This is a genomic window from Rothia terrae, assembly GCF_012396615.1.
Lineage (GTDB): Bacteria > Actinomycetota > Actinomycetes > Actinomycetales > Micrococcaceae > Rothia > Rothia terrae.
On record NZ_JAAXPV010000006.1, the window covers coordinates 96,712 to 109,601 of the forward strand.

Here is a 12,890-nt window from a genome sequence, read left to right on the forward strand (position 1 = left end):
GTTCGTGGCTGGTTTTTTCTCAAAACTATTGGGCAAAGCGGACTCAGCTTCAGCTGGGTCCGCAGCACCCGCGTCCACTGATCCTTTCGACGCTGACCACGGTGAGGCAAGCGATGCCGAGCGCGTGCTCTATCAAAGCGCATCAGTGCTCATGCGCTATCCCAGCGAAGAGATCCGATCATTTATTCCCGAGTTTCTAGAGTTAGCCCGCGAGGTTAACCATGATGCTCTGGTCAATGCTATCGAGGACGTTCAGCGCTGGTACGATTCCGCTCCGCTTGAGGATATCGCGGGGCAGTACGTGCAGGAATATGACCTATCCCGCCGTCATTCTTTCCATATGTCGTACTGGACCGAAGGCGATACCCGTCGTCGCGGTGAAGCTCTAACTCGCTTCAAAAAGATGTACCGAGATTCGGGCATGGTTACCGACTTGCACGGTGAGCTGCCCGATTACCTGCCGCTGGTTCTAGAATTCACCGCCCTGGTCGATTCCCGTGCTGGCCGCGCAGCCCTTCAGGCATACCGTCCCTCGCTTGAGCTTTTGCGTTTTGCGTTGCGCGATGATTCTTTAGCGTTCTACGGGCTGGTGCAGTGCATCTGCGATTCGTTACCGGGAGAATCACCGCAGTCTTCTGCCGAGATTCAGAAGATGGCGCGTCCTAACCCACCCAGCGAGACCGTGGGGCTTGAACCAACGGACCCCAGGCTATTGCCTCTTCTTCAACCTTCAACACCACCTACATCTGCCAGGAGCTAACCGATGAACTTCCTCGACCACTTACTGTGGGGGATTTTGCCGTACATCTCCATCGTTCTTTTGATCGGTGGCACGATTTGGCGCTATAAGTACGATCAGTTCGGCTGGACCACTCGCTCATCTCAGGTTTATGAGTCCAAGGTTTTGCGCATCGCATCCCCGCTGTTTCACTACGGTCTAGTGGGTGTGCTGGGCGGTCATATTATCGGTTTGGTTATTCCGTGGAGCTGGACTGACGCCGTTGGAATTTCCAACGAGATGTATCACTTGTTCGCGATTATCGCCGGTCTGCCGTTTGGTATTGCCGTGATTGTTGGTCTTGCGGTGATGATTTTCCGCCGTCGAACCAACGCAACGGTGTTCCGCGCGACCACTACTAACGATAAGATCATGTACATCTTCTTGATGGGCGCAATTGTTCTTGGTGTGGCTACCACCGTCATTAGCGCTTTCCAGGGACATCACGGCCACAATTACCGCGGCGATATCTCACCGTGGTTCCGTTCGCTGTTTACCTTCCAGCCTGATGTGGGCTTGATGAGCAACGTACCGATGGAGTTCAAAGCGCACATCGTTGTAGCTTTCTTGCTCTTTGCATTGTGGCCTTTTACCCGCTTGGTACACGCTTTCACCGCGCCGTTCCACTACCTCTTCCGTCCTTACATTGTGTACCGTTCACGCGGTAATGAAGGACGCGGCGCGCGAGCACCTCGTCGCGGCTGGGAACCGATGGCTACCGCTGCCAAGCTTTCTGATAAGAGCGCTGAAGAGCAGCGTCGCGGTCTGCATCTGCACCGCATGAAGAAATAATTCTTATCTAATTGACACACTCACACCCGTAGTAGAGGAAAAATGAGTACTACAACCATGGAGCGAGACCCGCAGCTTAAGGGTCAGCTCAAAAACGTCATTATGGCTACGCTTGCCTCGACGATTGGCTTCTGGGGTTGGGCCATGATTGGTCCGTTGGCTAAGTCTTACTACAAAGAGGCTTTCCACCTTACTCCCGGTCAGCTTTCTGCCCTGATTGCTATGCCTGTGATTGTCGGTGCTGTGGCTCGTATTCCTGTGGGTGCGCTGACCGATAAGTTCGGCGGACGCATCATGTTCACCTGCTTGCTGGTTCTGACTTCTATCATGGTGCTGATTACCGCTTTGATCGGTCAGACTGGTAATTACCCCTTGCTTTTGGTGTCTGTTTTCTTCTTGGGCATTGGCGGTTCTATCTTTGCTGTGGGTATTCCTTTCTCGGCGTCGTGGTATGAGCCTCACCGTAAGGGTTTGGCGACCGGTATTTTCGGCATGGGTATGATCGGTACCGCTGTTGCAGCTTTCTGCAACCCTCGCATGGTTAAGGCTTTTGGTTATTTTGAAACTCACCTGATTATCGCTGCTATCGCGCTGGTTTACGCTGTGATTGTGTGGTTCTTTTTGAAGGACTCACCGAAGACTCGCGGTAAGAAGGCTGAGCCGATTATGCCGAAGATCAAGCACGCTATGAAGGATATTGCTACCTGGGAACTGTGCTTTATCTACGGTGTTATCTTTGGTGCGTTTGTGGCGTTCTCAAACTACATTCCGACTTACATGAGTAACGTCTACAACTTTGATCCTGTTCAGGCTGGTACCTTTGCGGCTTTGTTCGCTACCTGCGCTGTGGTTGCTCGTCCATTTGGTGGTGTAGCTGCTGACAAGCTTGGCCCTCGTCCTGTTACTTTGATTATGTTCGCGGCGGTTGTTGTGCTTTCACTGCTGATTGCTCAGCAGTTCGCATCACCTGCTGTTTACTACGCTTTGTTCATCATCATGGCGGTCTTTATCGGTTTCGGTACCGGTACCGTGTTTGGTTGGGTTGGACGCGCTGCTAAGCCAGAAGATACCGGTACTGTTGGCGGTCTTGTTTCTGCAGCAGGTGGTCTCGGTGGATACTTCCCTCCGCTGGTTATGGGTGCTGTCTACGGCGCTAATGGCCACTATTTCTGGGCGCAGGTTGCTCTGGCAATCACCGCCGGCGTGGCGTTGCTGATTTCCTTGGTCATCAAAAACGGCAGCAAGCCTAAGGCTCGCTAACTCTCAAACTAGCGTCCTGGTTAATACCCCCTTAAAAGCACCATCTGAGGCATCTGCTCTCAGGTGGTGCTTTTGTGTTATGTGTGGCACACTTAGTAGTGATTTTGCTGTCTACTGCTATGCGGGAGAGACCGTCGACCGGTGAGGGCCGGGACGCGGCGCCGAAGGAGCAAACCCTCCCCGGGAAACTCTCAGGCAAAGGTACCGCTAGCTCAGGCAACTCTGGAGAGGGGCGTAACACCTCCACCGAAGGGGCAAGCGTTCGTATAGGTTTTGCGTGGAAACCTTTAAACGTGAAAACTCTCAGGTCTACGACAGAGCGGGGAGGGCACTTAAAACACTAGAGCGAGCCATCGCGGTGTCGCTTTTTACCAGGAGTTTTCATGTCCTTCACCGACCGTCATCTTGGCCCCAACGAAAATGAGACTGCGCAGATGCTCTCAGATTTGGGTTATGAGTCTCTCGATAAGCTGATTGATGCAGTAGTTCCCTCTCAGATCCGACTTGATGCCGATTTGAACCTGCCCGAGGCGTTGAGCGAGCACGAGGCTCAGGCAAAGCTTGCAGAGTATGCAGCTCAGAACGACGTGTACGCGCAGATGATTGGTGCGGGTTATTACGATGCTGTTACCCCGCCTGTATTGCGCCGCAACATTCTTGAGAATCCCGGCTGGTACACCTCGTACACTCCTTACCAGCCTGAGATTTCGCAGGGTCGTCTTGAGGCTCTGTTGAACTTCCAGAACACCGTGATGGAACTGACCGACCTGGATATCGCTAACGCGTCTTTGTTGGATGAATCCACCGCAGTTGCTGAGGTCGTTGTGATGATGCACCGCGCAAATAAGAAGGTGAAGAATGGCTTCTTTGCTATTGATTCACGTGTGCTTCCGCAGACTCTTTCTGTCGTCAAGGGGCGTGCCGATGCGTTGGGCATTGATTTTGTGATTACTGACTTCTCCGACGGTTTGCCTGAGGGCGATTTGTACGGTGTTGTGTTCGCGTACCCCGCTCACGACGGTGAAGTTCGTGATGTCGCTCAGCTGGTGAAGGACGCTCACGAGCGTAATGCGCTGGTGGCAATTAATGCTGACCTGCTGGCGCTTACCTTGCTGAAGTCTCCCGGCGAGCTTGGCGCTGATATTGCTGTGGGTAACACTCAGCGCTTTGGTCTGCCGTTCTTCTTCGGCGGCCCGCATGCAGCGTACCTTGCTATTCACAAGGGTATGGAGCGTAACCTTCCCGGCCGTCTGGTGGGTGTTTCACAGGACGCTGCGGGTAAGCCCGCGTATCGTCTGGCATTGCAGACTCGTGAGCAGCATATTCGTCGTGAGAAGGCGACCTCAAATATCTGTACTGCTCAGGCGCTTCTTGCAATTGTCGCTGGTGCGTACGCTGTGTACCACGGCCCTGCCGGTCTGCGTGCTATTGCTGAGCGTCTGCACACTAATGCTTCACGCGTCGCTGCTGGCCTTTCAGAAGCAGGCTTGAAGGTCGTTCACGATAGCTTCTTTGACACTGTTGCTCTCGAAGCTAAAGGACGCGCCGATGAACTGGTTGCTCAAGCGCTTGAGGCCGGCGTCAATATCCGCCGTATCAATGCTGACCGCGTTTCAATTTCTGTGGGCGAGTCTCACGGTGAAGAACTTTTGGCACGTCTTGTGAAGGCTCTGGGCGGAACCCTGCCGGAATCAGCAGAAGGGTATGAGCTGGCAGCTGAGCTTTTGCGTACTGACGAGTACATGCAGCACCCGGTCTTCCACCTCTACCAGTCAGAAACCGCTATGATGCGTTACCTGCGTCGTTTGTCTGACAAGGATCTCGCGCTTGATCGCACTATGATTCCTCTGGGCTCATGCACCATGAAGCTCAACTCAGCTGCTGAGATGGAACCCATTTCTTGGCCTGAGTTCGCGGCTATTCACCCGCTGGTTCCTGAGAATCAGGCAAAGGGCTGGAAGCTTCTCATCGATGAACTTTCAGGTTGGCTCACCGAAATTACCGGCTACGACGCAATTTCACTGCAGCCTAACTCTGGCGCATCGGGTGAGTACGCTGGTCTTCGCGCTATCCGCGCATACCACGAAGATAATGGCGATACGCAGCGCGATATCGTTTTGATTCCGCAGTCGGCACACGGTACTAACGCTGCCTCAGCTGCACTTGCCGGTCTTAAGGTTGCTTCTGTTGCTACCGCGTCCGACGGCTCTGTTGACGTTGACGATCTCAAGGCAAAGATTGAGAAGTACAGCGACACCATTGCGGGCATTATGATTACCTACCCGTCAACGCACGGTGTGTTTGAAGAGCAGGTCAAGGACGTTTGCCAGTTGGTCCATGATGCTGGCGGTCAGGTTTACGTTGACGGTGCGAACCTCAACGCTCAGATGGGTCTGGCTCAGCCCGGTCAGTTCGGCGGCGATGTTTCACACCTCAACCTTCATAAGACTTTCGCTATTCCTCACGGTGGTGGTGGCCCCGGCGTTGGTCCTGTTGCTGTGGGTGCTCACCTTGGGAAGTACCTACCCGGTAACGGTTACCTTGCCGATGCAGAAGGCAATATCGAGGGTGCACCTCTGCCGATTTCTCAGGCTATGTTCGGTTCAGCCGGTGTACTGCCGATTTCGTGGATGTACATCGCAATGACCGGTGCAAAGGGTCTGCGCGCATCCAGTGAGTACGCAATTTTGAACGCTAACTACATTGCTAAGAAGCTTTCAGACAAGTACCCGGTTCTTTACACCTCAACTGAAACCGGCCTTGTTGCTCACGAGTGCATCTTGGATTTGCGTGAGCTGACTGCGGCGTCCAAGGTCACGGCTGAGGACGTCTGTAAGCGATTGATGGATTACGGATTCCACGCACCTACCCTTGCGTTCCCTGTTCCCGGCACCCTGATGGTTGAGCCTACCGAGTCTGAGAACTTGGAGGAGCTGGATCGCTTTATTGAGGCTATGGAAAGCATCCACGCTGAGATTCAGGAAATCATCGATGGCAAGGTCAGCGTTGAAGACTCTGTCATTCGTCATGCACCCCACACTCTTGAAGACGTCACCTCAGATACCTGGGACCGTGTCTACACCCGTAGCCAGGCAGCTTACCCTGTTGCTTCGCTGCATCAGGCTAAGTACTTCACGTCTGTAGGACGCATCGATGGCGTGGGCGGCGATCGCAACTTTGTGTGTGATTGCCCTCCGATGGACGCATTCGACATCGAGTACAAGTAAGAAGTTCGCGCCCGAGACATAGCTTCGTAGCCCCTGCGTTTTACGAGCAGCGGACACTAGCAAGCGCGGCGGGGCTGTCTTTTATCAACGGCGTCTCGCCGCGCTCTGCGTTCTCTTTTTCATTTTCTTAAAGGGTGCAACGAAGCACCGTCAACAGAAGGTTTTATATTATGACTCCTCAAAAAACAGCTCTTTACGATGCCCACGATAAGTTGGGCGCATCATTTACCGATTTCGGTGGATGGGATATGCCGCTGAAGTACAAGAACGATGTTGCTGAGCACCACGCCGTGCGTCAGTCTGCTGGCGTTTTTGATCTCTCGCACATGGGTGAGTTCCGTGTGAAAGGTGCAGACGCAGGCGCATTTTTGGACTACGCGCTGGTCTCAAATATGTCGATTTTGAAGGTCGGCAAGGCTAAGTATTCGATTTTGGTTAATGAAGAGGGCGGCGTCATCGACGACCTCATTACTTACCGTCTAGCTGATAATGAATTCATGGTTGTACCGAATGCGGCAAACGTTGAGGTCGATTTCAAGACGATGAGCGAGCGCGTCGGTGATTTTGATGTTGAGTTCACCAATGAGTCTGAAGAGACTTCTTTGGTTGCTGTTCAGGGTCCTCTTTCAGAGAAGATTGTTCTGGCAATGGGCGTCAGCGATGAAGACGCTGTGCGCGAGCTCGGTTACTACGCCTCTGTGCCTGTAACAATTGCCGGAGTCGAAATTTTGTTGGCTCGTACCGGTTACACCGGCGAAGACGGGTTTGAAATCTATGTGAAGAACGCGGATGCGCAGACTATTTGGGATGCCGCTCTTGAAGCTGGCAAAGATGAGGGAGTTGAGCCTGCCGGTTTGGCAGCCCGCGATTCTTTGCGACTGGAGGCGGGCATGCCGCTCTACGGTCACGAGCTCGGTCTGGACATTACTCCTTTTGAAGCTGGCTTGGGCCGACTGGTTGAAATTGCTCTGACCAAGAAAAAGGCTGATTTTGTAGGACGCGAGGCGTTGGCAAAGATGGCTGAGTCTGCACCCGCGCGCTCGCTGGTTGGTTTGAAGGCGCAGGCTAAGCGTCCTGCTCGTGCCGGATCAACACTGGTTGATGGTGAGAAGACGATTGGCGAGATCACCTCCGGCATTCCTTCGCCCACACTGGGGTACCCCGTTGCCATGGCTTTGGTAGAAACCGATTATGCAACTGTTGGTAACACCATTAATGTTGATATTCGCGGCAAGCAGGCTCCCTTCGATGTAGTTGAGCTTCCTTTTTATAAGCGCGAAAAATAGAATAATAGGGGTGCTTATTAAAAAATGAATAAGCACCCCTCATTCTGAGGCATCATAGACAGTAGGTGCGCTTGTGTGCACCGCAAAGAAGAAGGCGAATATTCTTGGACATTAGTTCCGAACTTAAGCAGGCAGAGGCGCTGGAATACGACATCAGCGTTTTTGATCTATTCAGCATTGGTATTGGTCCTTCCTCATCCCACACCGTTGGACCGATGCGTGCAACCAACCGTTTTGTTGCAGAGCTTATTGACGAAGGCGTCTTTGAGTCTGTAGATCGTGTACACATTGACTTGTATGGTTCTTTGGCTGCCACCGGCGCCGGTCACGGCACTATGAGCGCAGCACTCAAGGGTCTGTGCGGTTTTGTTCCCGAGACCATTAGCATCGCTGATGCTGATCGCATGATGGAACGTAACCAGGTTGATGGCACTTTGCCGCTGGCCGGTTTTAGTTCCGCAACCTATGAGAAGGGCGCTCCGTCTCGTGACCAGGGTCTGGTTGAAGGCCCCGTAGTGAACTATAAAGAGTCAGACATGACTCTGCGTCCGCTTACTATCTTGCCGCGTCATACAAACGGTATTAAGGTGGCGGCTTTTGCGAGGGAGAAGGTGCTCCTTGAGCGTACCTACTTCTCGATCGGTGGCGGCTTCATTATTGAAGAAAATGAAGAGGCAGCGTCCGGTGGCGGGCTTGACCACGCTCCTTACCCCTTCGGTTCGGCTGAAGAAATGGTTGACATGGCTAACTCAAATGGCCTTACCATCGCTCAGCTCAAGATGGAAAACGAGAAATCTGAGCGTTCAGAGCAAGAGGTGCGAGAAGGTATCTTGGCTATTCGCCAGGTCATGCGTGAGTGCATTGGCTCATCGCTCTCTCGCGTCGGTTACTTGCCTGGTAACCTCAAGGTTCGTTGCCGCGCCGGTCAGTGGCATCGTGATTTGATGGAAGAAGACAGCGGTAAGTCCATGGAAATGGCAACCGATTGGGTTAACCTGATCGCTCTTGCCGTCAATGAAGAAAACGCCTTTGGCGGACGTGTCGTAACCGCGCCTACCAACGGTGCTGCGGGCATTATCCCGGCTGTTCTGCATTATGCGTTGAACTACGTTCCCTCGGTTCGTAGCCACGGTCAGAAAGCACAGGATGACGCAATCGTTGACTTCTTCCTGGCGGCTTCGGCTGTTGGAGCGCTGTATAAGAAGCGCGCGTCCATTTCTGGTGCTGAAGTGGGATGCCAGGGCGAGGTTGGTACCGCGTCCTCCATGGCGGCAGCAGGTTTGGCTCAGGTGATGGGTGGAACCGTGGAGCAGGTGGAAAACGCCGCTGAAATCGCGATGGAACACAACCTTGGTCTGACTTGTGACCCGGTGGGTGGTCTGGTTCAGATTCCGTGTATCGAGCGAAACGCTATGGCTGCTACCAAGGCAATCAACGCTGTCCGTATTGCCTTGCGTGGAGATGGTCAGCATCGCGTCTCTCTCGATCAGGTCATCGAAACTATGCGTCAGACCGGTGAAGACATGTCTAACCGCTATAAAGAAACCTCTATGGGCGGTCTGGCTGTCAACGTCGTGGAGTGCTAATTTATTCATGAAAAACTAAACACAAAGCCTACGCGTTTCAAAACTGCGTAGGTTTTGTGTTTTTAGAGGATAATTGTGCCGATTTAGCATCTGAAAGTTGCAAAATCTTACCCTAGAAGGTATAGACAATTTTTCTGTGTTGCTGTAATGTAAATACTTACGCTTTCCCTAACCTTCTGTGCCTTCATATAGCGGTGGGCATGTTGAATACAGAGTAAAGACGTCACACGATTTCTTGAACAGTCAACCTGCAAACAGCTAAAGCTCAACCAGCGGTAATCCCCTCATAGGGTTATCACTAGCGGGGTTATTGACTTTCAAGAATTCCACGTAACGACCTTTCCTCTGGCGGGATACAGTGTCGCAAATCTAACAGGTCTGTGGAAGGATCCAATCTTGGTCGCCTCGAGCACCTCTAATAACCAAACCGCTAGCGGCGGTGCACCCAGCCGCATTTCATTTGCAAAAATTTCCGAACCCCTTCAGGTTCCCAATCTGCTCTCACTGCAGACTGACAGCTTCGACCGTCTTGTAGGCAACGAACGCTGGGAAGCTCGCGTAGAAGCAGCAAAGGAAACCGGCGACAACTCAGTTGCTCAGATTTCAGGTCTTGCTGAAATCTTCGAAGAAATCTCCCCGATCGAAGACTTCCAGGGCACCATGTCCCTGTCATTCTCCGATCCTGAATTCGCTGACCCCAAGTACACCATGGAAGAGTCAAAGGATCGCGACGCGACCTACTCGGCTCCGCTGTACGTCAAGGCCGAATTCATGAACAACAACACCGGCGAAATCAAGCAGCAGACCGTGTTCATGGGCGACTTCCCGCTCATGACCGAGTCAGGTACCTTCGTCATTAACGGTACCGAGCGCGTCGTTGTTTCACAGCTGGTACGTTCACCCGGTGCTTACTTTGAAAAGTCAGCCGATCGTACCTCAGATAAGGACATCTACAGCGCGAAGATTATCCCTTCACGCGGTGCATGGTTCGAACTTGAAATCGATAAGCGCGATCAGGTTGGCGTTCGCCTTGACCGTAAGCGTAAGCAGTCAGTGACTGTTTTGCTGAAGGCACTTGGCTGGACCGAAGCTAAGATTCTGAGCGAATTCGGTGAGTTCGACTCCATCCGTGCAACCCTCGAAAAGGACTCTGTTGAGACCCGCGAAGAGGCTCTGCTCGATATCTACCGTAAGTTGCGTCCGGGCGAGCCCCCGACGGTGGATGCTGCTCAGGCTCTGCTCGATAACATGTACTTCACCCCCAAGCGTTACGACCTCGCGAAGGTTGGCCGCTACAAGGTGAACCGCAAGCTCGGTATCGACACTCCTTTGAACGATCCCAGCGCAATGGTTCTCACCCAGGACGACATCGCAGCGATGATTCGTTACCTGGTAACCCTGCACGCTGGTGGCTCATCCATCAAGGGCATCCGCGATGGCGAAGAGACCGACATCCGCGTTGATATCGACGATATCGACCACTTCGGTAACCGTCGCATCCGAGCTGTTGGTGAATTGATTGAAAACCAGATTCGCACCGGTTTGTCCCGCATGGAGCGCGTTGTACGCGAGCGTATGACCACCCAGGACGCCGAGGCAATCACTCCTCAGTCACTGATCAACATCCGCCCGGTTGTTGCATCCATCAAGGAGTTCTTCGGTACCTCACAGCTGTCACAGTTCATGGACCAGAACAACCCGCTGGCAGGTCTGACCCACAAGCGTCGTTTGTCAGCGCTTGGCCCCGGTGGTCTATCACGTGACCGGGCAGGCATGGAAGTTCGAGACGTTCACCCGTCTCACTACGGTCGTATGTGCCCCATTGAAACCCCTGAAGGCCCGAACATTGGTCTGATTGGTTCATTGGCTACCTACGGTCGCATCAACCCCTTCGGCTTCATCGAAACCCCTTACCGCATCGTTCGCGACGGTCAGGTCACCAACGAGGTTAAGTACCTCACCGCTGATGACGAAAAGGGCGCTATTATTGCGCAGGCAAACGCACCTTTGGACGATGATTTCCGCTTTAGCGAAGATCAGGTTCTGTGCCGTGCAGGCGATGGTTCTGGCGAAGCTGTTCTGGTTGAGAACGCAGAGGTTCAGTACATGGACGTCTCGCCTCGCCAGATGGTGTCTGTAGCAACCGCGTTGATTCCTTACCTGGAACACGACGACGCTAACCGAGCACTGATGGGTGCTAACATGCAGCGTCAGGCTGTGCCGTTGCTTCAGTCAGAAGCTCCGCTTGTTGGTACCGGGATGGAGAAGTACGCAGCACTGGATTCAGGCGACTCTGTTCTTGCTAAGAAGGCAGGCGTTGTCTCCGAGGTTTCAGCTGACCTCGTTGTAGTTCGCAACGACGACGGCACCGCTTCTTCATACCCGATTATGAAGTTCTCACGCTCCAACCCCGGTAACTGCTACAACAACCGTGTTGTTGTACGCGAAGGTGACCGCGTTGAAGCTCGTGGCCTCATTGCAGATGGCCCTTCAACCGACAACGGTGAGCTTGCACTCGGTAAGAACCTGCTCGTGGCATACATGTCATGGGAAGGCTTCAACTTCGAGGACGGCATCATCCTGTCCCAGCGCATGGTTTCAGACGACGTTCTGACTTCAATCCACATTGAAGAGCACGAGATTGACGCTCGCGACACCAAGCTGGGTGCAGAAGAAATCACCCGCGACATCCCCAACGTATCCGAGGACGTTCTGTCAGCTCTTGATGAGCGCGGCATCATCCACATCGGTGCTGAGGTTGAAGCAGGCGATATCCTCGTCGGTAAGGTAACCCCCAAGGGTGAAACTGAATTGACTCCTGAGGAGCGTTTGCTCCGTGCAATCTTCGGTGAGAAGTCACGCGAAGTTCGCGATACTTCTTTGAAGGTTCCTCACGGTGAGTCAGGTACCGTTATCGGCGTTCGTATTTTCGACCGTGACGATGATGACGAAGATTTGCCCGCAGGCGTGAACCAGCTCGTACGCGTGTACGTAGCTCAGAAGCGTAAGATTACCGACGGCGACAAGCTTGCAGGCCGCCACGGTAACAAGGGTGTTATCTCAAAGATTCTTCCCATCGAAGATATGCCCTTCATGGAAGACGGTACTCCCGTTGACATCATCCTGAACCCCATGGGTGTTCCCGGCCGTATGAACATCGGTCAGGTTCTTGAGGTTCACACCGGTTGGTTGGCTAAGCAGGGCTGGAAGATTGAAGGCAACCCCGCATGGCTCGACCGCATGCCGAACTTCCCCAAGGAGTCAGGCCCCACCACCGTTGCAACCCCCGTGTTCGACGGTGCGTACGAAGACGAGCTGTTCGACCTGCTCGATCACACCAACCCCAACCGCGACGGTGAGCGTTTGATCAACCGTACCGGTAAGGCACGTTTGATTGACGGTCGCTCAGGTGAGCCTTTCCCGGAGCCGATTTCTGTGGGTTACCAGTACATCTTGAAGCTGCACCACTTGGTGGACGACAAGATTCACGCACGCTCAACCGGTCCTTACTCAATGATTACCCAGCAGCCCCTGGGTGGTAAGGCTCAGTTCGGCGGTCAGCGCTTTGGTGAGATGGAAGTTTGGGCGCTCGAAGCATACGGCGCCGCTTACACCCTGCAGGAAATCCTGACGATTAAGTCTGACGATGTTCACGGTCGCGTGAAGGTCTACGAGGCAATCGTTAAGGGCGAGAACATCCCCGAGCCGGGCGTCCCCGAGTCCTTCAAGGTTCTCATCAAGGAAATGCAGTCACTGTGCCTGAACGTTGAAGTTCTTTCAACCGACGGTCAGACCATTGAAATGCGCGATGTTGAGGATGAAGGCTACCGATCAGCGGATGCACTGGGCATCGACCTGTCACACGCAGAGCCGAACTCAGTAGAAGAGGTCTAAACCTTCTCGGTTTAGCACCCGCATCCTAAAAATTAGAAGTCTTCAAAACTTACGGAAAAGAGATAAG

Annotated in this window: 7 protein-coding genes and 2 riboswitches; all 7 genes read left to right on the top strand. The window is 53.3% G+C overall.

Annotated elements, in window-relative coordinates; genetic code table 11:
- Positions 1-4: 4 nt before the first annotated feature.
- The 7 genes from narJ to rpoB all read left to right on the top strand — a co-directional run bounded on the left by narJ (position 5) and on the right by rpoB (position 12,823).
- The gene (narJ, locus tag HF984_RS04845; protein ID WP_168614555.1) at positions 5-760 is read left to right on the top strand and encodes a nitrate reductase molybdenum cofactor assembly chaperone; all 756 of its coding nucleotides are present in this window, start codon (positions 5-7) and stop codon (positions 758-760) included.
- A gap of 3 nt (positions 761-763) precedes the next feature.
- Positions 764-1,570: a respiratory nitrate reductase subunit gamma gene (narI, locus tag HF984_RS04850; RefSeq protein WP_168614556.1), complete on the top strand. Its 807-nt coding sequence runs from the start codon at positions 764-766 to the stop codon at positions 1,568-1,570.
- 42 nt (positions 1,571-1,612) lie between these two features.
- Positions 1,613-2,830: an MFS transporter gene (locus HF984_RS04855; protein WP_168614557.1), complete on the top strand. Its 1,218-nt coding sequence runs from the start codon at positions 1,613-1,615 to the stop codon at positions 2,828-2,830.
- Positions 2,831-2,941: 111 nt separating this feature from the next.
- Positions 2,942-3,047, top strand: a riboswitch (glycine riboswitch).
- Positions 3,048-3,158, top strand: a riboswitch (glycine riboswitch).
- Between the two features lie 55 nt (positions 3,159-3,213).
- Positions 3,214-6,057 (top strand): aminomethyl-transferring glycine dehydrogenase, encoded by a 2,844-nt coding sequence (gene gcvP / locus HF984_RS04860; RefSeq protein ID WP_168614558.1) that lies wholly within the window; start codon positions 3,214-3,216, stop codon positions 6,055-6,057.
- A gap of 170 nt (positions 6,058-6,227) precedes the next feature.
- The gene (gene gcvT, locus HF984_RS04865; RefSeq protein WP_168614559.1) at positions 6,228-7,343 is read left to right on the top strand and encodes a glycine cleavage system aminomethyltransferase GcvT; all 1,116 of its coding nucleotides are present in this window, start codon (positions 6,228-6,230) and stop codon (positions 7,341-7,343) included.
- Between the two features lie 104 nt (positions 7,344-7,447).
- Complete coding sequence (locus HF984_RS04870; RefSeq protein WP_247596466.1) at positions 7,448-8,929, top strand: L-serine ammonia-lyase; 1,482 nt, start codon at positions 7,448-7,450, stop codon at positions 8,927-8,929.
- A gap of 396 nt (positions 8,930-9,325) precedes the next feature.
- A complete protein-coding gene (rpoB, locus tag HF984_RS04875) occupies positions 9,326-12,823 on the top strand; it encodes a DNA-directed RNA polymerase subunit beta (protein ID WP_168614560.1) in 3,498 nt (1,165 codons plus the stop codon).
- Positions 12,824-12,890 lie beyond the last annotated feature (67 nt).

Bases quoted from the DNA above. Each gene is read 5' to 3' on its own strand.
- gcvT (WP_168614559.1), top strand. From the start codon at position 6,228: ATGACTCCTCAAAAAACAGCTCTTTACGATGCCCACGATAAGTTGGGC.
- narI (WP_168614556.1), top strand. From the start codon at position 764: ATGAACTTCCTCGACCACTTACTGTGGGGGATTTTGCCGTACATCTCC.
- HF984_RS04855 (WP_168614557.1), top strand. From the start codon at position 1,613: ATGAGTACTACAACCATGGAGCGAGACCCGCAGCTTAAGGGTCAGCTC.
- gcvP (WP_168614558.1), top strand. From the start codon at position 3,214: ATGTCCTTCACCGACCGTCATCTTGGCCCCAACGAAAATGAGACTGCG.